Below are 23,551 nucleotides of genomic sequence, written 5' to 3'. Positions count from 1 at the left end.
CGGCCGGGTTGCAAGGCGCAGCCCGGCCGTTTTCGTGCCGGCCCGTGCCCGATATCGGGTAAATCTACCAAGCTGATAGAGATTCTTTATTGCGGCGGATCGGGCTTGCCGGTTAGGCAGGGGGCGTTCGGGACGCGTCGGCGCGCCGCAGGGGAATTTCTATGCTTGCCCATTTCGACTGGTTGCACGGCGTGGCCGGGCTCTTCGTGGGAACCCTCGTGGGGATCACCGGCGTGGGCGGCGGGTCGCTGATGACCCCGATCCTGGTGCTGCTGTTCGGCGTGAGCCCGCAGACCGCGGTGGGCACCGACCTGCTGTTCGCCGCCCTCACCAAGACGGCCGGCACCGCCACCCACGGCTGGCGCGCGACGATCGAGTGGAAAGTGGTGCGCCGCCTCGCCACCGGCAGCGTTCCCGCCGCGATCCTCACCCTGCTGGTGCTGAGCCAGGTCGGCAAGTTCGGCAAGGACAGCAGCGACCTGATCAAGGTCTTCCTCGGCTGGATGCTGATCCTCACCTCGATCGCCACCCTGCTCCAGAAGCAGCTGGCCGTCTTCGCCAAGCGCCAGGAGCGGCGCGACGAGGACGAGCAGCGCTGGCCCACGGTGATCCTCGGCGCGGTGATCGGCATTGCCGTCACTGTCTCCTCGGTCGGCGCGGGCGCGATCGGGGTGACCGCGCTGCTGATGCTCTACCCGGCCTTGCGCGTCTCGCGGATCGTGGGCAGCGACATCGCCCATGCCGTGCCGCTGACCATGGTGGCGGGCTTTGGCCACTGGCTGATCGGCGGCGTGGACTTCATGCTGCTGGGCAACCTCCTGATCGGCTCGATCCCGGGCGTGATCATCGGCAGCCTGCTGTCCTCGCGCGCGCCCGACAAATTGCTGCGACCGGCCCTGGCGGCGGTGCTACTGTTCTCGGGCTTCAAACTGCTGAGCTGAGGACCGGCGTGCACGCGACGACCCAATTCCTGCCCTCGTTCGATGGCGCCGAGCTGGCCGTTCACCGGCTGGGACCAGTGGAGGGCGGGCGCCCGCTTCTGCTGCTCCACGGCCTGTTTTCCAGCGCCGAGATCAACTGGATCAAATATGGCACGGCCGCGCGGCTGGCCGAGGCGGGCTTTGCCTGCATCATGCCGGACCTGCGCGCCCACGGGCAGAGCGCGGCCCCGCATGACGCGGCGGCCTATCCGCCCGACGTGCTGGTGCGCGACCTGGTGGCGCTGGTGGGCGGCCTGGGGCTGACCGACTATGACCTGGGTGGCTTCTCGCTGGGCGCGCGCACGGCGCTGGGGGGCGTGATTTCGGGCGGCCTCGCGCCGCGCCGGCTGGTGCTGGGCGGCATGGGCCTGGGCGGGTTGCGCGGCTGGAGCGGGCGGCTCGATTTCTTCCTCGACGTGATCGACCGGTTCGGCACGATCGGCCGCGAGGATCCGGCCTATATGTCGCAGAACTTCCTGCGCTCGACCAAGGTGGACCGGGTGGCGGCGCGGCTGCTGCTCGAATGCCTGGGGCGCGGCGCGGCGGTGGCGGCGGCCAGGGATTTTGCCGGCGTGACCATGCCGACCCTGCTGGTCTGCGGGACCGACGACCATGACAATGGCTCGGCGCAGGATCTGGCCTCGGCCCTGCCGGACGGGCGCTATGCGCCGATCCCGGGCAATCACATGACCTCGGTGACCAAGCCGGAACTCGCCGCGGCGATCGCGGGGTTCCTGCGGGGCTGAACCTGCGGCCGGGTCAGCGGAATGGTGGTTCGTTGAACGCGCGCAGCTTGCGCGAGTGGAGGCGGCTGCCTTCGGCGCGGAGCAATTCACAGGTGAGCACGCCGATCTTGAGGTGGGCGGCGATGGCTTCCTCGTAGAAGCGGTTGGCTTGCCCCGGCAGCTTGATCTCGCCATGCAGCGGCTTGTCGGACACGCACAGCAGGGTGCCGTAGGGGACGCGGAAGCGATAGCCCTGGGCGGCGATGGTGGCGCTTTCCATGTCGATGCCCACGGCGCGGCTGAGCGAGAGGCGGCGGGCCGACAAAGTGTAGCGCAGCTCCCAGTTGCGATCGTCGGTGGTGACGACCGTCCCGGTCCGCATCCGCTTCTTCAGGCTGGCGCCACTGTCACCGCTAACCAGTTCTGCGGCGCGGGCGAGCGCGACCTGGACTTCGGCGATGGCCGGGACCGGGATTTCCGGCGGGAGCACGTCATCGAGCACGTGATCGTCGCGCAGATAGGCGTGGGCCAGGACATAGTCGCCGATCCGCTGCGTATCGCGCAGGCCGCCGCAGTGGCCGATCATCAGCCAGGCCTCGGGGCGCAGGACCGCGAGGTGATCGCAGATGGTCTTGGCGTTGGACGGGCCGACGCCGATGTTGACCAGGGTGATGCCGCCGCGATCCGGGGCGATCAGGTGATAGGCGGGCATCTGGTGGCGACGCCAGGCGGTGTCGGACAGGCGGGCGCGGGCATTGGCGAGCGGGGCATCGAGATAGAGCCCGCCGGCGCCCGACAGGGCGGTGTAGTGCCCGCCCGCCTCATCCCCCAGCTGTTCGCCCGCCCAGTCCACGAATTCATCGACGTAGCGGTGGTAGTTGGTGAACAGGATGAAGCGCTGGAAATGCTCGGGCGCGGTGCCGGTGTAGTGGGCGAGGCGGGCGAGGCTGAAATCGGTCCGCAAGGCATCGAACAGGGCCAGCGGCAGGGCGCGCGCCGTGGCGGGTGATCCGGGGAATGGCTCGATCCCGTCGGCCAGTTCGTCGCCGATCATGGCCAGTTCGGTGGCGGGGAAGTGGCGGGCGAGATCGAGCGGGGTCACGTCGCCCAGGCCGCCGCTGGCATCGATCACATAGGGGAAGGGGATTTCCTGGGTTGAACGGACAACTTCGAGGCGGATCGCATAGTCGTCGGCCAGGAGGGCGAGCTGTTCGGCCAGGTAGTCGGCGAAGAGCGCCGGGCGGGTGACGGTGCAGGCATAGGTCCCGGCGCGCGACAGGCGGCCGAAGGCGCGGGCTAGGTCGGGGCGGGTTTCCCGGCCCGCATAGTGGAGCCGGAGTTCGGGATAGCACCAGGCCTGGGTAGCGCGGCGATCGGCCGGGGGCGGGGTGCCGTTCTCGACGAAGGCGGCGATATCGGCGCGCAGGGTGGCGACGGCCTCGTCGTAGAGGCGGGTGAGCTGGGCGACGATCGCTTGCGGGTCGGGCATTGCCGGCAGGGTAGCGGGGACCGGGGGCAAAGCAATGGCGCGGATGGGGGAGGGCTGGGTTCGGGCCGATTGGCCATGAAGGGAGAAGGGGTATTCGCGCAAAGGCGCGAACCTCTTTCCTGCTCCGCGCTTGCGCGCTGGGCAAAAGAAAAACCCCCCGCTCCCGTCGGAGCGAGGGGTTTCCCGTTCCCTTGCGGGAATGGCTGTTACGCCTCGGCGGTGCCTTCGGCCTGCTCGTCGAGCAGTTCGGCCGGGATCTCGCCGGGTTCGGCGTTCGGATCGTAGGCCTCGGTGAAGCCCGAGGTTTCCGTTTCGAACATCGCGTCGATGACGTTGACGCCCTGGGCCTGAAGCGCGGCTTCATCGGGCGAACGGGCGACGTTCACCTTGATGCCGACGGCCACTTCCGGGTGCAGCGCGACGCGCACGTCGAACACGCCGATGGTCTTGATCGGGCGTTCGAGCACGATCATGGCCTTCGAGAGCTTGGCGCCTTCGGCGTTCAGCGCATCGACGATGTCGCGCACCGAAACCGAGCCATAGAGCTGGCCGGCGTTCGACGCGGCGCGGATGAGGACGACCTGCTGGCCTTCGACGTCCTTGGAGTGGACTTCGGCGTCGGCGCGGCGGGCGGCGTTATCGGCCTCGATGCGGGCGCGGTTGGCTTCGAAGACCTTCCGGTTGGCATCGTTGGCGCGCAGCGCCTTCTTGTTGGGCAGCAGGAAATTGCGGGCGTAGCCGTCCTTGACGGTGACCACGTCGCCGATCGTGCCGAGCTTCTCGATGCGTTCGAGGAGGATGATCTGCATGGGACTATCCCTCCTTACTTGACGAGGTAGGGCAGCAGGCCGATGTGCCGGGCGCGCTTGATCGCCTGGCTCAGCTCACGCTGCTTCTTGGCCGAAACCGCGGTGATGCGGGAAGGCACGATCTTGCCACGTTCGGACATGAAGCCCTGAAGCAGGCGCACGTCCTTGTAGTCGATCTTGGGCGCGTTCTTGCCCGAGAACGGGCAGGACTTGCGGCGGCGGAAAAACGGACGAGCCATGGATCAAGCCTCCTCGCGGTCGCGGCGACGGGTGCGCTCGCGATCGTTCTTTCGCATCTGGACGGACGGGCCGCCCTCATGCTCGTCGACGCGCACGGTCATGTAGCGCAGCACGTCTTCGTTGATCTGGGTCTGGCGCTCCAGCTCGGCGACGACGCCGGCGGGGGCTTCCACGTTCAGCAGCACGAAATGCGCCTTGCGGTTGCGCTTGATCTTGTAGGCGAGGCCCTTGAGACCCCAGGTTTCGGTCTTGGTGACCTTGCCGCCATTGGATTCGACGATTTCCGTCGCGGTGGCGGCGAGCGTGTCAACCTGTGACTGGCTCAGATCCTGGCGAGCCAGGAACACGTGCTCGTAAAGCGGCACGGCAGCTTCCTTATCTATCCTAACCGATCGCTGGCTGATCCGCGGGATTGCGGGGCCCCTCCGGCTTTCTTCGTTGCTTGCGCGAATCCGCATGGGGTGCCGCGCAAGTGGCGCCCATTAGCGCAATGCCGGGCAATTGCAAGCACCGCGCGGGAAGGCCGTGGCCGGCGATTGGCCGAAGCATAGGGACATTGCCCGAGGCGCGGCTTAAGCCGATGCACAGGGGCGCAGGGCGATGCCTGTGGCATGACGGGACGCAGCCTTCACCTGACCGAGCCGATGATCGGCCGCCGCCGCGATGCGCGGTTGCGGGTGGAGCTGACCGCCCGGCTGATCACGCTGGACGGGACGATCCGCGCGGTGCTGGCCGACCTGGCCCGGTGGGGCGCCCGCCTGGCCGCGCCCGACGCCGCGATCAGGCCCGGGCAGGACGCGGTCCTCGCCTGGGACCGGTTCGAGGCCTTCGGCACGGTGGTGTGGTGTGGGGATGGCTACTTGGGCATGACCTTCGACGATCCCCTGGCGCCCGCGGTACTGGTGGCCACGCGGATGGCGCAGGATGCCCGGGCCATGCCGCTGGAGCGCCAGTTGCAGCGCGAGGCCGCCCAAGCCTTCGTCAACCCGCGCTACAAGCTGTGATGCCGGCCTGATCGGCGCCTGATCGGCGCCTGATCCGGCCCCGGCTCAATCGTCGTGGAAGACGTAGAGGCGCAGCTCGAAACTGGCGCGCGGCGACGGGTTGACCGCCGCGGTGTCGTGGAACGCGGTGTGCATACAGCCCTGCGGACGGGCCGGATCGTCCATGTAATTGCGGAACAGGACTACCTCATCGGGCTGCATATTCGAGAAATAGTACCACTTCAGGTTCGGATTGTAGAGCGAGACGAGGTGCTTGATCTCGGTCCCGGAGGCCACCAGCCCCGGCTCGAGCACGTTGACGATCAGCCAGTCGGCCGGGTCGTTCGTGCGCTGGTCGCAGAAGGCGAGCGGCCAGTCCTGCGGCGGCGGGGTCAGCGCGCGCCAGGCATTGATGTTTTCGAACCACTTGTGGCGATCGACGATCGCATCGCCCAGGTTCTTGCGGATGTAGACCCGGGCGTTTTCCCGCTCACGATCCTGGTGGGCGTGGCCGGCGGCCGGGGCGCGCTTGTCATCCACGGTATCGCGGTAGACCCAGGAGCCGGGGAAGCTTTCCGCCTCGACCCCGCCGGTGCGTTCGAGCACAAGATCGCGCAGCAGCGGAATGTAGATGCCCTTGATCCATTCCTCATCATCCCAGCGCGGAGCGGTGACGGGCACCTTGTGCAGCTCGAACCCCTCGCGGGCGAGCGTGGGCGGTTCGGGCAGGTCGCGCGCGTCGAACATCGGGACTTCATGGGCGGTGAGCTGGAGCGTGCGCCAATCCGGCCGGAAATTGCTGAAGGCATAGTCCGTCCGCCGATCGCGGGCGAAATTGAGCTTGGCCATCAGGCGCGGCGCTATTTCTGCGGCAAGCATTCGACACGCCCTTCCTGCTATCCGGCGGACCCGAACAACCGGCCCGGCCTGTCCGGCGACCAGGCGCCGATCATCTTGCGGGCATCCTACTACGATCCCGCGCCCGGGTGCAAAGCCGGATGGCGCCGGGCGTTGCGACATCGTGCCTGCGGGATTGCCCGGGGCAGCCGGGCGCCAACCTACACGGCGGCCAGCAGGTTCCGGGCGAACAGGGTCAGGGTATCGTCGCGCGCGCCCATGATCACCACCCGGTCGCCGGCGCGGGCGAGGACGGCGATTTCCCTGGCCACATCGTCGCGGCCGGACCGGTGCGTGGCATGGCCGCCCGCGGCATTGACCAGTTCGACGATCCGTTCGCTGCCGACCGAGCGATCGACCGTGCCGCCGAAATAGACCGGATCGCACAGGAACAGGCGATCGTCCGGGCCGAGCATCCGGGCGAAGGTTTGCGCGAGTTCCGCGCCCATCTGCCGCAAGGGGCCATAGCCGTGGGGCTGGAAGAAGGCGATGACCCGGCCCGGATGGGCCTTCAGCGTGGCGAGGGTGGCGGCGACCTTGTCGGGGTTGTGGCCGAAATCGTCGATCACGGTGACGCCGCCCGGGCTGGTGCCGACGATCTCGAACCGGCGCGCCAGGCCCGCGAAGCTGCCCAGCGCGGCCACGGCCTCGGCCACCGGCACCCCGGCGGCGCTGGCGGCGGCCAGCGCGGCGAGGGCATTGGCGAGATTGTGGCGGCCGGGAACCTGGAGGGCGAGGGCGTGGGCGGTGCCGTCGCGCCGGTCGTGCACGGTGGCGCGGATCGCGGTGGGTTCTTCCACGATGCCCGACACGCCGAGATCGGCCCCGGGCGCGGCAAGGGCGAAGGTGACCGTGCGGGGCGCGCGCGGGGCGAGCGCGGCGACGTCGGCATCGTCGAGGTTGAGCGCGGTGCAGGCGGAGCGGGCCAGAAAATCGCCAAACAGCACGCGCAGTTCATCGAGGCTCTTGTGATCGAGGCTGACATTGCCGAGCACGGCCACGGTGGGATTGTAGAGCGCGATCGAGCCGTCGCTCTCGTCCACTTCAGAGACGAAGACCTCGCCGCCGCCAACTCGCGCGGAGGCGAAGGGCGCATCGGGGGCCACGAAGTTCTTCATCACCGCGCCGTTCATGATCGTGGGATCGCGGCCGGCCCGGGTGAGGATCCAGCCGATCATGCCGGTGACGGTGGACTTGCCGCTGGTCCCCGCGACCCCGATCGACAGCGGGGCGGCATTGAACAGGGTGGCGAGCAGCTCAGCCCGGCTCATCCGCGGGCAGCCCAGTTTCTTGGCGCGGACCACTTCGGGGACGCTGTCCTCCACCGCCGCCGAGGCGACGAGGGTTTGCGCCGGGCTGGCGATGCCGCTGCCGTCCTGCGGGACCAGGGTGAAGCCGAGTCGTTCGAGCCAGGCGAACTTTTCGGGCGTCCGGCCCTGGTCATGGCTGCGGTCCGATCCGGCGACCTCGGCGCCCTGTCCGCGCAGGATCAGGGCGAGCGGCAGCATCCCCGAGCCGCCGATGCCGCAGAAGAACCAGGGGTGGGCGGTGAGCGTGGTCGCGTTGGTCATCGGGGCCACGCGGTATGCTGCCTTTGCCCGGATCGCAACTGGTGGTTAGAAGGGCGGCCATGATCCGCGTCGCCATCTGTGCACCGTCCACCCCGTTTGCCCGCGAGGATGCCGCGCGGGTGCTGGCACTGGCCGCCGAGGTTCCCGGGGTGGAGCTGCATTTCCACGAGCAGAGCTTTGCGGTGGACGGGCATTTCGCCGGCAGCGACGCGGTGCGGCTGGCGGCCTTCCTCGAATGCGCCAATGATCCCGCCTTCGATGCGGTGTGGTTCGCGCGCGGGGGCTATGGGGCGAACCGGATCGCGCAGGATGCGGTGGCGCGGCTGGACCACGTGGCCGGGCGCAAGGCCTGGCTTGGCTATTCCGACGGCGGCTACCTGCTGGCGGCGCTCTATCGCGCGCGGATCGGCCGGCCAGTCCACGCGCCGATGCCGACCGACATTCGCCGCGCGGGCGGCGAGGACGCGGTGCGGCGCTCGCTCGGCTGGCTGGCAGGGGACCGTTCGGGCGAGGAGCCGACGCTCGATGGCAGGCACCCGGCGGTGGCCTTCAACCTGACCACCCTGGCCATGCTGGGCGGAACGCCGCTGATGCCGGGGCTGGCGGGACACGTGGTGATGGTCGAGGAGGTTTCCGAATACCTCTATGCGGTGGACCGCCTGTTCTTCCATGCCAGCGCACACCTGGGCGGGATCGCCGGCCTGAAGCTCGGGCGGGTGAGCGAGGTACCGGACAATGACCGGCCATTTGGCGCGGATGCGGGGGAAATCGCGCGGTTCTGGTGCGCGCGGCACGATATTCCCTTCCTGGGGCAAGCCGACATCGGGCACGATGCTGCCAACAGGATCGTGCCGTTCGGGCTTGCCAGTGCCGGGCGCGATTCCTAAGGCCGCGGCCAATCGGGTTTTTACACAAGACAGAGGCACTCACGATGCGCGCTTTCGTTTTTCCGGGGCAGGGCAGCCAGAAGGTCGGCATGGGCGTGGACCTGGCCGAGGCCAGCGCGGCGGCGCGCGAGGTGTTCGAAGAGGTCGACGATGCGCTCGGCCAGAAGCTGTTCCAGATCATGAAGGCCGGGCCGGACGACGCGCTGACCCTGACCGAGAATGCCCAGCCGGCGATCATGGCCAATGCCATGGCCGTGCTGCGGGTGCTGGAGAAGGAATGCGGCCTGGTGCTGGCCGACAAGGCGGATTTCGTCGCCGGGCACAGCCTGGGCGAATATACCGCGCTGTGCGCCTCGGGCGCCTTCAGCCTTGCCGATACCGCCCGGCTCCTCAAGCTGCGCGGGCAGGCGATGCAGGCGGCGGTGCCGGTGGGGCTGGGCGCCATGGCCGCCCTGCTGGGCGCCGACATCGAGAAGGCCACCGCGCTGGCGGAAGCTGCCGCCGAGGGGCAGGTCTGCACCGTCGCCAATGACAACGATCCGACCCAGGTGGTCATTTCCGGCCACCGCGAGGCGATCGAGCGGGCGGTGGCGCTGGTCAAGGACTTCGGGATCAAGCGCGGGATGCTGCTGCCGGTTTCGGCGCCGTTCCATTGCTCGCTGATGCAGCCGGCCGCCGATGCGATGGCGCAGGCGCTCGGCAAGTGCCCTCCGGGCGCGCTCCGGGTGCCGGTCTTCGCCAATGTGACCGCCGCCGTGGCAAGCGACCCGGCCGAGGTCCAGCGCCTGCTGGTCGAACAGGTGACCGGCCGCGTGCGCTGGCGCGAGAGCGCGATCGCCATGCGCGATGCGGGCGTGGAGCGCTTCGTGGAACTGGGCGGCAAGGTGCTCGCCCCGATGATCACCCGCAGCGCCGGGCCGGACATGGCGGTCACCAGCGTGGTGACCATGGCCGATATCGAGGACCTGGCGAAGAGCCTGTAAAGGGAGTTTACGGTAATGTTCGATCTTCATGGCATGACCGCCCTGGTTACCGGCGCTTCGGGCGGGATCGGGTCCTCGATTGCGCGGGCGCTGGCCTCGCAGGGGGCGCGGCTGGCGATTTCGGGGTCCAATGCCCAGAAGCTGCGCGCCTTCCGCGACGAACTGGACGAGCATACCCCGCAGCACCTGCAGGAGGTCGATCACGTGGCGATTGCCTGCGATCTTTCGGACGCCGAGCAGGTCGAGAAGCTGGTGCCGGCCGCGGTCGATTCGCTGGGCAAGCTCGACATTCTCGTCAACAATGCCGGGATCACCCGCGACGGCCTGATCATGCGGATGAAGGACGAGGACTGGGACGCGGTCATCAAGGTCAACCTCGAGGCCGCCTTCCGGCTGATGCGTAGCGCCGCCAAGCCGATGATGAAGGCCCGTTTCGGGCGGATCATCACGATCACCTCGGTGGTGGGAACCACCGGCAATCCGGGGCAGGCGAACTATGCCGCGGCCAAGGGCGGCCTCGTCGCCATGTCGAAAAGCCTCGGGCAGGAGCTGGCCAGCCGCAACATCACTGTCAACTGCGTGGCCCCCGGCTTCATCCGCACCGCGATGACCGACGTCCTGCCCGATGCCCAGAAGGAGGCGCTCAACGCGCGCATCCCGATGGGCCGGATGGGCGAGGGCGAGGATATCGGCGCGGCCGTGGCCTATCTCGCCAGCCGGGAAGCGGGCTACGTGACCGGACAGACGCTCCACGTGAACGGCGGCATGGCGATGATCTGATGATGGCTGGCGGGAATGCCGGGCAAGTGCCGGTTTCCCGCCATTTATCCCCAGTTCGCGTCCGTTAACCGCGCTTGCCGCTTGCCGCCGGCACCGCCCTCGTTAAGACAGGCAGTCCGATTTCTTGACGACGGACCGATTCCGCTTGCGCGGACGGCCCAGGGGGACATGAGAGCGACATGAAGGCTACCATCGAACGCGCGACGCTGCTCAAGTGCCTGTCGCACGTCCAGTCCGTCGTCGAGCGCCGCAACACGATCCCCATCCTGTCGAACGTGCTGATCGATGCCTCGGCCGCCGGCGCGGTGCGGCTGATGGCCACCGACCTCGATCTCCAGGTGATCGAGACCATGAGCGCGGTCTCGGTGGAAGTGCCCGGCGCGATCACCGTTTCGGCCCACCTCCTGTTCGACATCGCCCGCAAGCTGCCCGATGGCGCGCAGGTCAGCCTGGAAACGGCCGACAACCGGATGACGGTCAAGGCCGGGCGCAGCCGCTTCTCGCTGCCCACCCTCCCGCGCGACGATTTCCCCGTGATCGTGGAAGGCGACCTGCCGACCTCGTTCGAGATCCCGGCGCGCCTGCTGGCCGAGCTGATCGATCGCACGCGCTTTGCCATCTCCACGGAAGAAACGCGCTATTACCTCAACGGCATCTTCTTCCACGTGACGGAAGACGAGCTGAAGGCCGCTTCCACCGATGGTCACCGCCTGGCCTGCTACACCATTGCCCGGCCCGACGGCGCCGAGGGGATGCCCGATGTGATCGTGCCGCGCAAATGCGTGGCCGAACTTCGCAAGCTGCTGGAAGAGGCACTCGATACCAACGTGGAGGTCGATCTTTCCGCCTCGAAGGTGCGCTTCACGCTGGGCGGCGAAAACGGCGTGGTCCTCACCAGCAAGCTGATCGACGGCACCTTCCCCGATTACAACCGGGTGATCCCCACCGGCAACGACAAGCTGCTGCGGATCGATCCGCGCTCGTTCTACGAAGGCGTGGACCGCGTGGCGACCATCGCCACCGAAAAGACCCGCGCGGTCAAGATCGCGCTGGATAATGACCGCGTGACCCTGTCGGTGACCTCGCCCGACAATGGCACGGCCGCCGAGGAACTGGCCGCCGACTTCAAGTCGGAAGGCTTCGAGATCGGCTTCAACGCCAATTATCTCAAGGACATCCTCAGCCAGATCGATGGCGACAATGTGGAACTGCACCTGGCCGATGCCGGCGCCCCCACGCTGATCCGCCAGGGCGAAAAGGCCGCCGCGCTCTATGTGCTGATGCCGATGCGGGTGTGATCGGGCGCCAGCCCGGCACCTCCCCTCCCACGCGCCTCGTCCAGACCCGTCGCGCTCAGGCCAGCCGCGCCCAGCCCGTCGCGCCCAGACTCGTCATGCCAGCGCAGGCTGGCATCTTTCGCGTCCTTGCGGCACGGCTTCTGTCAGTGCCAGGCTCCGTTGGCCTGCCTGACCGGCAGAGATGCCGGCCTGCGCTGGCATGACGACGTGTGGACCGGGCCGGGCAGTCAGGTCCGCCGGTCTCACTCCTTCCCCGCCGCCCGGATCATCCCGGCCAGATCGACGAATTTCTCGCGCGGGGCGCCTTCGCGGGCGCGCTCGGCTTCGGCGGCCTCGATCTTCTTCCAGTCGCGGAAGCGCACGACCTTGAGGGCGCGGGCTTCGGCGAGGGCATCGAAGCCGTCGCAGCCGGGCTTGGCGGATTCGCGGGGCTGGTCCTGGGCGATGAGATCGATCACGCCGAAGCCGTCGGGGCGGTTGGTGCCGATCGTGCCCGAGGGGCCGCGCCGCGCCCAACCGACGCAGTAGAGGCCGGGCAGGATGCGCCCTTCGTCGTTGGCGAAGCGGCCGGCGCTTTCCTCGAACGGCACGCCGGCGATCGGCGAGGTCTGGTAGCCGATGCAGCAGACCACCAGGCCCGCCGGGATCACGTAGCTTTCGCCCGTGGCCACGGCCCGGCCGCCTTCGAGCCGGGTGCGTTCGACCTCGACGCCGGTGACCCGGCCATTGTCGCCCAGGATGGCGCGGGGAGCGGCGAAGAAATCGAACGCGATCTCCACGGCCATGTCCTGGCGCACGCTTTCCGGGATCGCGGCAAAGGAGCGCAGGTGATTGACCGACTTGCGCTGGCCCGGTTCGAGCAGCGCATCCTCGCCCTCCTCGGGAAGGTCGGCCGGATCGACGCGCGGGCAGGCGCGCTCCAGATGGCCCAGTTCGCCCAGTTCCTTCGGCGTCATCGCGATCTGGTGAGGGCCGCGCCGGCCGAGCAGGACGATCCGCTCGATCCGCGAGGCGGCCAGCCGGTCAAGCGCATGGCCGACGATGTCGCTGCCGGCGAATTCGGCCGGGGTCTTGGCGAGGATGCGCGCGACATCGAGCGCGACGTTGCCATTGCCGATCACCACCGCCGTGGAACCCGACAGATCGGGATCGAGCGCGGCGAACTGGGGGTGGCCATTGTACCAGCCGACGAAGGCGGCGCTGCCGAAGACATTGCCCAGATCCTCGCCGGGCAGGCCGAGTGGCTTGTCGTGCGGGGCGCCGGTGGCGAGGATCACCGCGTCGTAGAGATTCTGCAGCTCGGCCACGGAGACGTCCGGCCCGACCGTGACATTGCCGATGAAGCGCACGTTCTCCGACAGCGCGACGGTTTCGTAGCGTTTGGCCACCGCCTTGATCGACTGGTGATCGGGTGCGACCCCGGTGCGGATCAGGCCGTAGGGCACGGGGAGCTGGTCGAACACGTCGACCATGACCTCCTCGCTCCAGCGCTTGAGCGCCGCTTCGGCCGTATAATATCCCGCCGGCCCGGAGCCGATGATCGCCAGGTATCGCACGCGCCTCTCCCGAGTCTGCCCGCCTTCGGGCCGTGGCTGTCAGGCAATCGTCAAATCGCCTCGCGCGCAAGGTAAATCATCGTTGGCGGCGCGGCGGATTTAACGCTTTGGCAAGCCCGCACGGGGCAGATGGGCCGATGCTGCGAGATCCGGTCCCGTCCCTGTCCCAAGCCCCGGAGGCCGAGCTGCGCGCGCAGCCCGCGCCGGCGGCCGGGCGGGCCGGCGCGGCCCGGGAAGGCATGGGGCGGGCCAGCACGGCGCGGGTGCGGGGCCGCCGGTTCATCGCCCGCTACGCGATTCCGCTGGAATGGTGGATGATGGCGCCGATCATGCTGGCCGCCTTCGTGATCCATGCCTGGGCCTCGTGGTCGCTGCCGCCGGTCAGCAGCGGGATCGCCGCGCTCGGCTCGGCGATCCTCGCGCTCGGCGCGCCGCTGGCCGTGCGCTACGAGCGCGGGCACCGCGACGATCCGGTGCGGCGCTGGGTGGCGGTGGGCACGGTGGTGATCGCGCCTATGTTCCTGTTTGGCCTGGCCATGTCGGAGTGGATCGCCGCCGGGATCGGCCGGGGCTGGCAGACTGGCCCCGCCGCGCTGGTGATGATCGGGATGCTGGCCGGCGTGCTCTGTTCGGGCCGCCTGCCGACCATGGTGGCGGCCTTGCTGGCCCTGTGGTTCGCCCATGCGCTCGTCACGCTTGAGCCGGCGACGATGCTGGCCCTGGTGATCGGCACCGGGACCGGGGTCTACATCTCGTTCCGGCAGAGGGAGCTCAACCGCAAGGCCCAGCACCGGCAGGAAGCGGTCGAGCGCGCCCAGCAGCGCGCCGAGCTGATCCTGTCGGACTACGAATCGACGCGCCAGGGCTGGTTCTGGGAAACCGACCGGCGCGGCCTGATCACCTATGTTTCGCGCACGATCGGCGAAGTGGTCGGCGCGAGCGAGAGCGAGCTGGTCGGCCGGCCGTTCCACGACCTGTTCCTCGACGAGGGCGCCAGCGGCGAGAGCGAGCGCACGCTGCACTTCCACCTCAATGCCCGGTCCTCGTTCCAGGACCTGCGCCTGCGCGCGGCCACGGCCGATGGCGAGGAGCGGTGGTGGTCGGTCAACGGCCTGCCGGTCTATGACGATTTCGACAATTTCCAGGGCTTCCGCGGCTCGGGCAGCGACCTGACCGAACGCAAGCGTCACGAGGAGCAGGCCACGCGCCTGGCCCATTATGATTCGCTCACCGGCCTCGCCAACCGGCTCCAGATGTCGAAGTCGCTGGAGAAGATCCTCAACGCGCGAACGGCGGAAAACCGCACCTGCGCGGTGCTGCTGCTCGATCTCGACCGGTTCAAGCAGGTCAACGATACCCTGGGCCATCCGGCTGGAGATGCCCTGTTGCGCCAGGTCGCCCAGCGGCTGGAACGGGTGGTGGAAAGCCCCGGCCGGGTTGGCCGGCTGGGCGGCGACGAGTTCCAGGTGATCGTTCCGGGCCGGTCCACCCGCACGGCCCTGGCCAATCGGGCCGAGCGGATCATCATGGCCCTGTCCGAGCCCTACCTGATCGACGGCCACCGGGTGGTCATCGGCGTTTCGGTGGGGATCGCCATCGCGCCCGACGACGGGGTTACCAGCGAGGCGATCATCCGCAATGCCGATCTCGCGCTCTATGCCGCCAAGGATGGCGGGCGCGGGCGCCATCACTTCTATGCGCCCGATCTCCACACCGATGCCCAGGAGCGCCGCCAGCTCGAGCAGGACTTGCGCGATGCGCTGGCCGCCGGCGGGCTGGAGCTGTTCTACCAGCCGGTGGTCCACACCGCCTCGGAAAAGATCGCCGGGTTCGAGGCGCTGCTGCGCTGGAACCATCCGACGCGCGGCTGGCTGAGCCCGGCCAAGTTCGTGCCGATCGCCGAGGATGCCGGGATCATCGCCCAGATCGGCGAATGGGCGCTGCGGACCGCCTGCCTGGACCTGGCCCGCTGGCCGGACAGCGTGCGGGTCGCGGTCAATGTCTCGCCGCTGCAATTCGCCAATCCGGCGCTTCCCGCGATCGTCACCAGCGCGCTCGCCTCGGCCGGGGTGGCGGCCGAGCGGCTGGAGCTGGAGATCACCGAGAGCGTGTTCCTCAACGACGACGAGGGCACCGATGCGATGTTCGCGGCCCTGAAGCGGCTGGGGGTGCGCCTGGCGCTCGACGATTTCGGCACCGGCTATTCCTCGCTCGGCTATCTGAAGAAGGCACCGTTCGACAAGATCAAGATCGACCAGTCGTTCGTGCGCGGAGCCTGCGAGAAGGGCAGTTGCAACGGCGCGATCATTGCCGCCATTGTCCGCCTGGCCGAGGCACTGGGCATGGAGACGACCGCGGAAGGGGTCGAGACGCTCGACGAGCTGGACCTGGTGCGCTCGCTGGGGTGCAGCCATGTCCAGGGCTATATCTACGACAAGCCGCTCGACGCCGGGCAGGCCCATGCCCGCCTCGCCGACGGGGTGGGCGTGATTGCGCGCGGCCCACGTTCGTCGCGGTCCAATCGCCGCACCGTGCTGCGCCGGGTCCAGCTCGATCACGACGGGCACAGCTACGAGGCGACCGTGCGGAATATGTCGTCCACCGGCGCCCTGGTGGAGGGGTTGTGGAACGTGCCGGAGGGCACGGTCTTCGTGGTCCGCCTTGCCGACGGCCTCACCGTGCGGGCGACCGCGCGGTGGTGCGAGGACGATCGGGTGGGCATCGAGTTCGCCGAACGCGTCAACCTCGAGGACAGCGTTCGCGTGGCGGCCAGTCCCGCCCGCCTGGCGGTTCCCGGAGCCAGCCTGGCCCATACCCGCCGCTTCGGCTGAACACGCCCGGCGGAGCGCCGGCGGGCGCCTTATCAATTCGTTCACTTCAATCGATGTAGGAAGCGGATAGCGGGGCAGCGATGACCCCCACGGGGGCAAGGCAGGGGCATTCGGGGCAGTGGTCAGGCGGTTGGGCGAAATGTGGCGAGGGCAGGGCGGGCAAGGCTCGACCGGTCGCGGCGATGCGCCCAGCCTCGATCACCAGGCGCTGCTGCTGCTGCGCGACTTCGAGCAATCGGGCCAGGGCTGGTTCTGGTCGACCGACGCGACCGGCGCGCTCACCTACATTTCAGACAGCGTGGTGGAGGCGATGGGCGCCCGGCGGGCCGACCTGATCGGCGTGGCCTTTCACACCCTGTTCGCGCTGGAGCGCGACGAGGGCGAGGACAGCGCCCGCACGCTGCCGCTGATCTTCAGCGCCAACAAGAGTTTCTCCGAGCTGCCGGTGCGGGCCTCGAACGGCAAGGCCGACATCGCCTGGACCATCACCGGGCGCCCCCAGTTTGATGCCCAGCGCCGGTTCACCGGCTATCGCGGCAACGGGGTGGAGGCGACCGAGCGCCTGCGAAGCCAGCGCGACGCGAGCCGGCTGGCGATGTACGATTCGCTCACGGGCCTCGCCAACCGCCACCGCATGGGCCAGCGGCTGGTCGCCACGCTCAAGGCCTATGCCGCCACGCAGCGCCCCTGCGCGGTGATGATGATCGACCTCGACCGGTTCAAGCAGGTCAACGACACCCTCGGCCACCCCGCCGGCGACGAGCTGCTCAAGCAGGTTGCCCAGCGCTTGCAGAGCGTGTGCGAAAAGGGGGTTGAGATCGGCCGCCTGGGTGGCGACGAGTTCCAGGTGATGCTGCCCGATGTCGAGGATCGCGGGCGGCTGGGCGAGCTGGCCAAGCGGATCATCGCGATCGTTTCGCAGCCCTACCAGATCGAAGGGAGCCGCTGCGTGATCGGCGCTTCGGTCGGCATCGCGGTGGCACCCTACGATGGCCTGACCAGCGATGAGCTGGTGCGCGGCGCTGACCTGGCGCTCTATGCGGCCAAGGGTGGCGGGCGCGGCCAGTTCCGGTTCTATTCGAGCGAGTTGCATGAAACCGCCGAGCAGCGCCGCCGCCTGGAAGAAGACCTGCGCGACGCGCTGGGCCAGGACCAGATCCGCATGGCCTACCAGCCGCTGGTTTCGGCCACGACCGACACGGTGATCGGGGTCGAGGCGCTGATGCGCTGGGAACACCCGGAATTCGGCGACATTTCGCCAACCACGTTCATCCCGATCGCCGAGGAATCCGACCTGGTGATCGCGCTGGGCGAATGGGCGATGCGCCAGGCCTGTGCCGAGGCGATGACCTGGCCGGGCAACATCCGGGTGGCGGTCAACGTCAGCCCGGCCCAGTTTGCCCATCCCAATTTCATCACCAACGTCACCCAGTCGCTGGCGCAGACCGGCATCCAGCCCGACCGGCTGGAGATCGAGCTGACCGAGAGCATCTTCGTCAACGACAGCGAGAGCACCGAGCGGACTTTCGCCGCGATCAAGCGGCTGGGGGTGCGCCTGGCGCTCGACGATTTCGGCACCGGCTATTCCTCACTCGGCTATCTCAAGCACGCGCCGTTCGACAAGATCAAGATCGACAAGGGCTTCATTCACGAAGTCACCGTGCCGGGCAGCCGCAATCCGGCGATCATCACCGCGATCGTCAGCCTCGCCCGCGCGCTGAACATGGTGACCACGGCCGAAGGCATCGAAACCCGCGACGAACTGGCGCTGATGCGCGAGCTGGGGGTCGACCAGATCCAGGGCTACATCTATTCCAAGGCCCGCGCCGGCGCCGAGGTTTCCGAGGCGCTCGCCTCGGGCGACTGGGTGATCGAGCCGGAAGGCCCGGCCAAGCAGCGCGCCGAACGGCGCACCGTCCTCCGCAAGATCGGGGTGATCCACGAGGATCACCGCTACGAGGTGATGATGCGGAACATCTCGCGCACGGGTGCGGCGATCGAGGGGCTGATCAACGTGCCGGTCGACACCCAGTTCGTGGTCGATTTCGGCGAGGGGCAACTGGTCGTCGCCGCGGTGCGCCGCTCGGAGGAGACCGTGCAGGGGCTCGAGTTCGAGACACCGCTCGTCGACGATGGCGCCGGCGGGCTGTGCACCCGCCACCGGGTCGCGCCCTATGTCCTGGCGGCGATGGGAATGCCGGCGGTGGGCGCCAGCAGCGGGCCGGTGGTCGCGCTCAACAAGGGCAGCCAGATCAACCTGCCGCGCTTCGGCACGGCCGATATCTCCCGCACCGTCCGCGCCGCCTGACCACGGCCGGGATGCGCGGGCCAAACCGGCGGATGACAGGGGGGCGCCGCGCTGCTAACGGCGCGGGATGACCGACCTGGCCCGTATCCGCAATTTCAGCATCATTGCCCATATCGACCACGGTAAGAGCACCCTGGCCGACCGCCTGATCCAGTTCACCGGCGGGCTGACCGAGCGTGAGATGAGCGCGCAGGTCCTTGATAACATGGATATCGAGAAGGAGCGCGGGATCACCATCAAGGCGCAGACCGTGCGCCTGAACTATACCGCCAAGGACGGGCTCGCCTATGAGCTCAACCTGATGGACACGCCGGGCCACGTCGATTTCGCCTACGAGGTTTCCCGCAGCCTCGCCGCCTGCGAGGGCGCGCTGCTGGTGGTCGATGCCGCGCAAGGGGTGGAAGCCCAGACGCTCGCCAACGTCTACCAGTCGATCGAGCATGATCACGAAATCGTGCCGGTGATCAACAAGATCGATCTGCCCGCGGCCGAGCCGGAAAAGGTCAAGGCCGAGATCGAGGAAATCATCGGGCTCGATGCCAGCCAGGCCGTGCTCACCAGCGCCAAGAGCGGGATCGGCATCGCCGAGGTGCTCGAGGCGGTGGTCACCCGCATCCCCCCGCCCAGGGGCGATGCGGCCGCCCCGCTCAAGGCCATGCTGGTGGATAGCTGGTATGATCCCTACCTCGGCGTGGTGATCCTGGTGCGGGTGCTTGACGGCACGATCCGCAAGGGTCTCCAGGTCAAGTTCATGGCCGGCGGGACCGAGCACCTGATCGACCGGGTGGGCTGCTTCACGCCCAAGCGGATCGACCTGCCGGAGCTTGGTCCCGGCGAGATCGGCTTCATCACCGCCCAGATCAAGGAGGTGGCCCAGGCCAAGGTTGGCGATACGATCACCACGGTGAAGAACGGCGCCAAGGAGGCCTGCGAGGGCTTCAAGGAAGTCCAGCCGGTCGTCTTCTGTGGCCTGTTCCCGGTGGATGCCGCCGATTTCGAGAAGCTGCGCGAATCGATCGCGCGGCTGCGGCTGAACGATGCGAGCTTCAGCTTCGAGATGGAGAGCAGCGCCGCGCTCGGCTTCGGCTTCCGCTGCGGCTTCCTCGGGCTGCTGCACCTCGAGATCATCCAGGAACGACTCACCCGCGAATACGACCTCGATCTCATCACCACCTCGCCCAGCGTGGTCTATCGCATCCAGCTGCGCGCCAGCCGCAATGACGATGCGCGCGAGATCATGCTCCACAATCCGGCCGACTATCCCGATCCCAGCCGGATCGAGCAGATCGACGAGCCGTGGATCAAGGCGACGATCTACACGCCGGACGAATATCTCGGCTCGATCCTCAAGCTGTGCCAGGACCGGCGCGGGGTGCAGACCGGCCTCACCTATGTGGGCGGGCGCGCCCAGGTGCAGTATGAACTGCCACTCAACGAAGTGGTGTTCGATTTCTACGACCGCCTGAAGTCGATCAGCCGCGGCTATGCCAGCTTCGACTACGAGCAGATCGGCCTGCGCGAGGGCGATCTCGTCAAGATGAGCATTCTCGTCAACAACGAGCCGGTCGATGCGCTGTCGATGATTGTCCATCGCGGCGTGGCCGAGGAGCGCGGGCGCCATATGTGCGAACGCCTGAAGGACCTGATCCCGCGCCACCTGTTCAAGATCCCGATCCAGGCGGCGATCGGCGGCAAGGTCATCGCCCGCGAGACCATCGCGGCGCTTCGCAAGGACGTGACCGCCAAGTGCTATGGCGGCGATATCACCCGCAAGAAGAAGCTGCTGGAAAAGCAGAAGAAGGGCAAGGCGCGGATGCGCGAATACGGCAATGTCCAGATCCCGCAGGAGGCCTTCATCGCGGCGCTCCGGATGGGCGAGGAATAACCCTGGCGTCGCCGCGCCACCCTTTGCGGGGCAGGCCGCGGTGGCCAGACGCCAGACATCGAACGGAACGCGCGGGCCAAGGCCGGCGTTTCGCCACTGACCAGACCAGAAGAGAACCACCAGAACCATGGCATCGTACAAGGACCCCGGCTTCCAGGAACGCACCGCGATCGCGCGCCAGGCGCGCGAAAAGGCGCTGAAGCTGCTCGCCGCCAAGCCCGTGCTGGATGAAGCGGAGATCGCCGCGCGCGCCGCCGCCCAGCAGGCGCGTGAAGAGGCCGCCGCCCGCAAGAGCGCCGAACGCAAGGCCGCCATCGCCCAGGCCAAGGCCGATAAGATCGCCGCGCGCGAAGCGGCCGAAGCCGCGGCAGCCGAAGCCGCCGCCGCGCCGCTCAAGGCCCAGCTCAGTGCGGCGGAACAGAAAGCCCTGCGCGACGCCCGCTACGCCGCGCGCAAGGCCCGCAAGAAGTAAGCCCCAAGCCGGGGCTGCGTGCCGCCCCGGCCTGTTTTTGGCCTCGGCCGATGCCGGCCGCGCCCCGCCGGATGTGCACAAGGCCATCGCGGTGCTGCATTTTTCTCGTCCATGCCCCCCCGCCGCGCCAACGATCGCGGTGGGGGGCGTGTTGACGCGCCTGCCCTCCGGGCCTTGCGGGCCTGATGCATCCAAATCGGCGCAGGATCGGGGCACTTCCTTTGAAATGGAGGTACTCGTGGCGGCGATCACCACGTGAAAATTGGTGAACAATTTGCCGCTCAATATCTGCGTATAAAAATTATCGTTTTATGTGCATCATTAAAACGTGATATAGAGATCATGTTGAATGTTGGTGTAAATAGTTATGGTGTTTGGCATTGCCTCAATGGAGGCGAATCTTAATATTCGTCTCGTCACTGGAGAGTTTGAAATCATTTCGTGGTTGTATCACAATGGTCCGACACGCTCGCGCGAACTGTCCCTATGCACGAAGGTTTCCATTGCGAACTTCCAGATTATCCTTCGCAGGCTGAAGGATGACAATATCATCATCAGTTGCCGCGATGAAGATGATCGCCGGGTCCGCTTGTTCGATCTAGCTCCGGATGTGCGGAACGAGTTCATGAATTGGCTGTGTGCAAGCGCTATTGCAAGCAAACCTCTGGCGCGGGGGGGGGCTAGTATTGGCCCGGCGTCCCCGGAGGCAGGATTGCGGTAATTGGCGCCCGGGGGGGGCGGCGCGCGCCATGGCCCGGGCGCGGTGGCGCCTGCGGGCATGGCAGACAAGGTTCACGCTGGCGTCACGATGGCTCGTGGCCCGTTCCCATTACCATCCTTATGCGTTCGCTGATTGCCTGGGCTTCGGCCTTGGCGAATGGCGCCTGCAGCGATGTGGCCCTTTCTGGGGAAGGGCGAAGGCTGGCGCGTGAGCGCGCGCGGCGCGTTTCCCGGTTTCCCGTTCCGGCAATTCGGCTGCCTCGGACTGGTCGCCGGCTGCGCCTGTTCGTGGCCAGAAATGGCCTGGATGGTAGTGCCGGCCCGCGTCGATCGATGGCTGATCGCGCCTCCAGCCTGATGTTTGGCCGGCTCTCCTGCGCGATCAATTTCAGCATCGCCCGTATGACGGCACTCCTGGCCATCGTGTTGAATGAGCAAATTTTCCTCGTACCGACTGATTTTTGTGAATAAATTTTGGATGTAAAAGTCGCTGTCCAAACATAAATGCAATATATATAGTTTTATCATGCATTTCGAGAAGCGATAGAGCGGCCATCTTCCTGAGTAATGAGGGGTACGGTATGTTTGTTCGTTTCGCTAAGTCGGTCTCGATTGTCGCGCTGGGAATCGGCTTGGCTTCTGTAGGCTCGGCGCCTGCGGCCGCGCTCGGCTCCGATGGCACCTTTGCGGTGGGTCAGCCGCTTCTCGGCACCGCCCCGCCGGTGGTGAGCCCCCAGGCCGCTGCCGGCGCCGCGTCGGCCGCCGCGGGTACCGCCACGCAGCAGGCCGTGATCACCGCCGCTGTCTCGGCCCAGAACAAGACCGATCTTGCTGCCTACAAGACCGCCGTTGCCGCCACGGCGACCGCCGGCTCGGCGCTCACCGCCGCCAATGCCGCCCTGGGTAAGGCAACCACCGCCGCCAACTCGGCGACGGCGACGAAGAGCGCCCTTCAGGCCAGCGTGACCTCGGTCACCAACGCCATCACGGCGCAGACGACCACGGCCGCCAATGCGCTGACCGCCTACAACACGGCCGTCACCACCGCCGGCGGCAACCTCGCCGCGCCGGCCGTTGTCACGGCCAAGCTCAACCTCGATGCCGCCAATCTGACCCTCAGCACCCTGCAGGCCCAGCTGGCCCCGCTGCAGTCGGCCCTGGCTACGGCCGTGACGGCGGAAACCGCCGCCATCACCGCCCAGAACAGCGCCCAGGTCGCCCAGGTCACCGCCCAGAACAACGTCAACCTGGCGAACACCTCGCAGACCAACGCGCTCAGCACCCTGAACGCCGGCCTGGCCGCCAACACCGGTCTGGTCTCGGCGCTCGGCGTCTACAACCAGGCCACCGCGAGCTCGCTGGCCGCCAACTATGGCTCGCTGACCCCGGTGATCGACCCGGCGGCGGTCCCGCCGTTCAACGACAACGGCTTCGCCCGCAACACCGCGCTCTTGGCCAATGCCGCCAGCAGCGCGCAGAAGAACATCTCGCTGGCCTCCTCTGCCCTCTCGGGCGACACGGCTGCCACGAGCATCGGCGCGCACTTCGAGACCGAAGTGCTCGGCGCGCTGGTCGATCACGAAGGCCGGATCACGGCCAACACCGCGGCGATCACCGCGGAAACCTCCGCCCGTGTCGCGGCCGATACGGCCGAGACCAACGCCCGCATCGCGGCCGACACGGCCGAGACTAACGCCCGTATCGCGGCCGATACGGCCGAGGCTAACGCCCGCATCGCCGGTGACGCCGCTCTGCGCACCGACCTGACGGCGGAAACCACTGCCCGGGTTGCCCAGGGCAAGGAACTGCGTGACCGGATCGCCAGCTCGACGGCGACCTCGATCGCGCTGGGCGGCACGGCGATCCTGCCGGATACCAACTTCACCCTCTCGGGCAACGTTGGCTTCTACCAGGGTGCCCAGGCTGTCGCGCTCAACGCGGCGGCCAAGGTTGGCCCGAACATCTATGCCACGGCAGCCGTTGGCGGTGGTCTGAACAAGCATGGCGAAGTGGGCGGTCGCGTCGGCTTCGTGTTCGGCTTCTGAGCCTGACCGGAACAGCTTAGTCTCCTGGGGCCAAACACCCGGGATGGCTCGGCGGGGGCCGCTTCTCTTCGGAGAAGCGGCCCTTTTGCCGT

20 protein-coding genes are annotated in these 23,551 nt (G+C 67.8%); 13 read left to right on the top strand and 7 right to left on the bottom strand.

The annotated features are described in order from the left end of the window. Positions 1-161 precede the first annotated feature (161 nt). Together ACFOD9_RS04075 and ACFOD9_RS04070 are read left to right on the top strand one after the other, a co-directional pair. Complete coding sequence (locus ACFOD9_RS04075) at positions 162-941, top strand: sulfite exporter TauE/SafE family protein (protein ID WP_379508811.1); 780 nt, start codon at positions 162-164, stop codon at positions 939-941. Positions 942-949: 8 nt separating this feature from the next. Beyond that, on the top strand, positions 950-1,726 hold the full coding sequence (locus ACFOD9_RS04070) for an alpha/beta fold hydrolase (protein WP_379508810.1): 777 nt from the start codon (positions 950-952) through the stop codon (positions 1,724-1,726). Positions 1,727-1,739: 13 nt separating this feature from the next. Here ACFOD9_RS04070 and ACFOD9_RS04065 read toward each other — a convergent pair whose 3' ends face one another. From ACFOD9_RS04065 to rpsF, 4 genes are all read right to left on the bottom strand, one after another. After that, positions 1,740-3,194 (bottom strand): AMP nucleosidase, encoded by a 1,455-nt coding sequence (locus tag ACFOD9_RS04065; protein WP_379508809.1) that lies wholly within the window; start codon positions 3,192-3,194, stop codon positions 1,740-1,742. 206 nt (positions 3,195-3,400) lie between these two features. Continuing rightward, on the bottom strand, positions 3,401-4,003 hold the full coding sequence (rplI, locus tag ACFOD9_RS04060; protein WP_379508808.1) for a 50S ribosomal protein L9: 603 nt from the start codon (positions 4,001-4,003) through the stop codon (positions 3,401-3,403). Positions 4,004-4,017: 14 nt separating this feature from the next. Continuing rightward, a complete protein-coding gene (gene rpsR, locus ACFOD9_RS04055; RefSeq protein WP_379508807.1) occupies positions 4,018-4,242 on the bottom strand; it encodes a 30S ribosomal protein S18 in 225 nt (74 codons plus the stop codon). A gap of 3 nt (positions 4,243-4,245) precedes the next feature. Beyond that, positions 4,246-4,608, bottom strand: coding sequence for a 30S ribosomal protein S6 (gene rpsF, locus ACFOD9_RS04050; protein WP_379508806.1), 363 nt, complete (start codon positions 4,606-4,608; stop codon positions 4,246-4,248). Positions 4,609-4,854: 246 nt separating this feature from the next. On the opposite strand from rpsF, the gene ACFOD9_RS04045 reads away from it, so the two are divergent. After that, positions 4,855-5,247, top strand: a complete 393-nt coding sequence (locus tag ACFOD9_RS04045) for a PilZ domain-containing protein (RefSeq protein WP_379508805.1) — start codon at positions 4,855-4,857, stop codon at positions 5,245-5,247. A gap of 45 nt (positions 5,248-5,292) precedes the next feature. Here the strand turns inward: ACFOD9_RS04045 and ACFOD9_RS04040 are convergent, their stop codons facing one another. Further along, positions 5,293-6,105, bottom strand: a complete 813-nt coding sequence (locus tag ACFOD9_RS04040; protein ID WP_379508804.1) for a CmcJ/NvfI family oxidoreductase — start codon at positions 6,103-6,105, stop codon at positions 5,293-5,295. A gap of 179 nt (positions 6,106-6,284) precedes the next feature. Further along, positions 6,285-7,694 (bottom strand): glutamate ligase domain-containing protein, encoded by a 1,410-nt coding sequence (locus ACFOD9_RS04035; RefSeq protein WP_379508803.1) that lies wholly within the window; start codon positions 7,692-7,694, stop codon positions 6,285-6,287. 59 nt (positions 7,695-7,753) lie between these two features. Between ACFOD9_RS04035 and ACFOD9_RS04030 the strand changes: the two genes are divergently transcribed. The 4 genes from ACFOD9_RS04030 (at position 7,754) to dnaN (ending at position 11,642) form a co-directional block, all read left to right on the top strand. Then, entirely contained in the window at positions 7,754-8,581 is an 828-nt protein-coding gene (locus ACFOD9_RS04030) for an LD-carboxypeptidase (RefSeq protein ID WP_379508802.1), read from the top strand. 44 nt (positions 8,582-8,625) lie between these two features. Next, positions 8,626-9,564, top strand: a complete 939-nt coding sequence (fabD, locus tag ACFOD9_RS04025; protein WP_379508801.1) for an ACP S-malonyltransferase — start codon at positions 8,626-8,628, stop codon at positions 9,562-9,564. 15 nt (positions 9,565-9,579) lie between these two features. After that, positions 9,580-10,344 carry a 3-oxoacyl-[acyl-carrier-protein] reductase gene (gene fabG / locus ACFOD9_RS04020; RefSeq protein ID WP_379508800.1) on the top strand — a complete coding sequence of 255 codons (765 nt, stop codon included), beginning with the start codon at positions 9,580-9,582 and terminating at the stop codon, positions 10,342-10,344. Between the two features lie 179 nt (positions 10,345-10,523). After that, on the top strand, positions 10,524-11,642 hold the full coding sequence (gene dnaN / locus ACFOD9_RS04015; RefSeq protein ID WP_379508799.1) for a DNA polymerase III subunit beta: 1,119 nt from the start codon (positions 10,524-10,526) through the stop codon (positions 11,640-11,642). Positions 11,643-11,884: 242 nt separating this feature from the next. Here dnaN and ACFOD9_RS04010 read toward each other — a convergent pair whose 3' ends face one another. After that, complete coding sequence (locus ACFOD9_RS04010) at positions 11,885-13,198, bottom strand: FAD-dependent oxidoreductase (protein WP_379508798.1); 1,314 nt, start codon at positions 13,196-13,198, stop codon at positions 11,885-11,887. 137 nt (positions 13,199-13,335) lie between these two features. Here ACFOD9_RS04010 and ACFOD9_RS04005 point away from each other — a divergent pair, with 137 nt between their 5' ends. The 6 genes from ACFOD9_RS04005 to ACFOD9_RS03980 all read left to right on the top strand — a co-directional run bounded on the left by ACFOD9_RS04005 (position 13,336) and on the right by ACFOD9_RS03980 (position 23,459). Then, complete coding sequence (locus ACFOD9_RS04005; RefSeq protein WP_379508797.1) at positions 13,336-16,029, top strand: EAL domain-containing protein; 2,694 nt, start codon at positions 13,336-13,338, stop codon at positions 16,027-16,029. 139 nt (positions 16,030-16,168) lie between these two features. Continuing rightward, on the top strand, positions 16,169-18,337 hold the full coding sequence (locus ACFOD9_RS04000; RefSeq protein WP_379508796.1) for a putative bifunctional diguanylate cyclase/phosphodiesterase: 2,169 nt from the start codon (positions 16,169-16,171) through the stop codon (positions 18,335-18,337). Positions 18,338-18,404: 67 nt separating this feature from the next. Beyond that, entirely contained in the window at positions 18,405-20,222 is a 1,818-nt protein-coding gene (gene lepA / locus ACFOD9_RS03995; protein ID WP_379508795.1) for a translation elongation factor 4, read from the top strand. A 127-nt stretch (positions 20,223-20,349) separates the two neighbouring features. Beyond that, positions 20,350-20,694, top strand: coding sequence for a DUF6481 family protein (locus tag ACFOD9_RS03990; protein WP_379508794.1), 345 nt, complete (start codon positions 20,350-20,352; stop codon positions 20,692-20,694). 840 nt (positions 20,695-21,534) lie between these two features. After that, entirely contained in the window at positions 21,535-21,885 is a 351-nt protein-coding gene (locus tag ACFOD9_RS03985) for a hypothetical protein (protein WP_379508793.1), read from the top strand. 110 nt (positions 21,886-21,995) lie between these two features. Beyond that, the gene (locus ACFOD9_RS03980; RefSeq protein WP_379508792.1) at positions 21,996-23,459 is read left to right on the top strand and encodes a hypothetical protein; all 1,464 of its coding nucleotides are present in this window, start codon (positions 21,996-21,998) and stop codon (positions 23,457-23,459) included. The last annotated feature ends 92 nt before the right edge of the window (positions 23,460-23,551 follow it).

The sequence above is a fragment of the Novosphingobium bradum genome, assembly GCF_042646485.1.
Lineage (GTDB): Bacteria > Pseudomonadota > Alphaproteobacteria > Sphingomonadales > Sphingomonadaceae > Novosphingobium > Novosphingobium bradum.
The sequence above is the reverse complement of the archived record's forward strand: the minus strand, read 5'-3'. Positions and strand labels throughout refer to the sequence as shown.

What these genes read in the sequence shown, in the direction of transcription:
- dnaN (WP_379508799.1), top strand. Translation starts at nt 10,524, where the DNA reads ATGAAGGCTACCATCGAACGCGCGACGCTGCTCAAGTGCCTGTCGCAC.
- ACFOD9_RS04005 (WP_379508797.1), top strand. Translation starts at nt 13,336, where the DNA reads ATGCTGCGAGATCCGGTCCCGTCCCTGTCCCAAGCCCCGGAGGCCGAG.
- lepA (WP_379508795.1), top strand. Translation starts at nt 18,405, where the DNA reads ATGACCGACCTGGCCCGTATCCGCAATTTCAGCATCATTGCCCATATC.
- rplI (WP_379508808.1), bottom strand. Translation starts at nt 4,003, where the DNA reads ATGCAGATCATCCTCCTCGAACGCATCGAGAAGCTCGGCACGATCGGC.
- ACFOD9_RS04000 (WP_379508796.1), top strand. Translation starts at nt 16,169, where the DNA reads ATGTGGCGAGGGCAGGGCGGGCAAGGCTCGACCGGTCGCGGCGATGCG.
- ACFOD9_RS03990 (WP_379508794.1), top strand. Translation starts at nt 20,350, where the DNA reads ATGGCATCGTACAAGGACCCCGGCTTCCAGGAACGCACCGCGATCGCG.
- ACFOD9_RS04035 (WP_379508803.1), bottom strand. Translation starts at nt 7,694, where the DNA reads ATGACCAACGCGACCACGCTCACCGCCCACCCCTGGTTCTTCTGCGGC.
- ACFOD9_RS04045 (WP_379508805.1), top strand. Translation starts at nt 4,855, where the DNA reads ATGACGGGACGCAGCCTTCACCTGACCGAGCCGATGATCGGCCGCCGC.
- fabD (WP_379508801.1), top strand. Translation starts at nt 8,626, where the DNA reads ATGCGCGCTTTCGTTTTTCCGGGGCAGGGCAGCCAGAAGGTCGGCATG.
- ACFOD9_RS04065 (WP_379508809.1), bottom strand. Translation starts at nt 3,194, where the DNA reads ATGCCCGACCCGCAAGCGATCGTCGCCCAGCTCACCCGCCTCTACGAC.
- ACFOD9_RS04040 (WP_379508804.1), bottom strand. Translation starts at nt 6,105, where the DNA reads ATGCTTGCCGCAGAAATAGCGCCGCGCCTGATGGCCAAGCTCAATTTC.
- fabG (WP_379508800.1), top strand. Translation starts at nt 9,580, where the DNA reads ATGTTCGATCTTCATGGCATGACCGCCCTGGTTACCGGCGCTTCGGGC.
- rpsR (WP_379508807.1), bottom strand. Translation starts at nt 4,242, where the DNA reads ATGGCTCGTCCGTTTTTCCGCCGCCGCAAGTCCTGCCCGTTCTCGGGC.
- ACFOD9_RS04075 (WP_379508811.1), top strand. Translation starts at nt 162, where the DNA reads ATGCTTGCCCATTTCGACTGGTTGCACGGCGTGGCCGGGCTCTTCGTG.
- ACFOD9_RS04030 (WP_379508802.1), top strand. Translation starts at nt 7,754, where the DNA reads ATGATCCGCGTCGCCATCTGTGCACCGTCCACCCCGTTTGCCCGCGAG.
- ACFOD9_RS03980 (WP_379508792.1), top strand. Translation starts at nt 21,996, where the DNA reads ATGTTTGTTCGTTTCGCTAAGTCGGTCTCGATTGTCGCGCTGGGAATC.
- ACFOD9_RS03985 (WP_379508793.1), top strand. Translation starts at nt 21,535, where the DNA reads ATGCGTTCGCTGATTGCCTGGGCTTCGGCCTTGGCGAATGGCGCCTGC.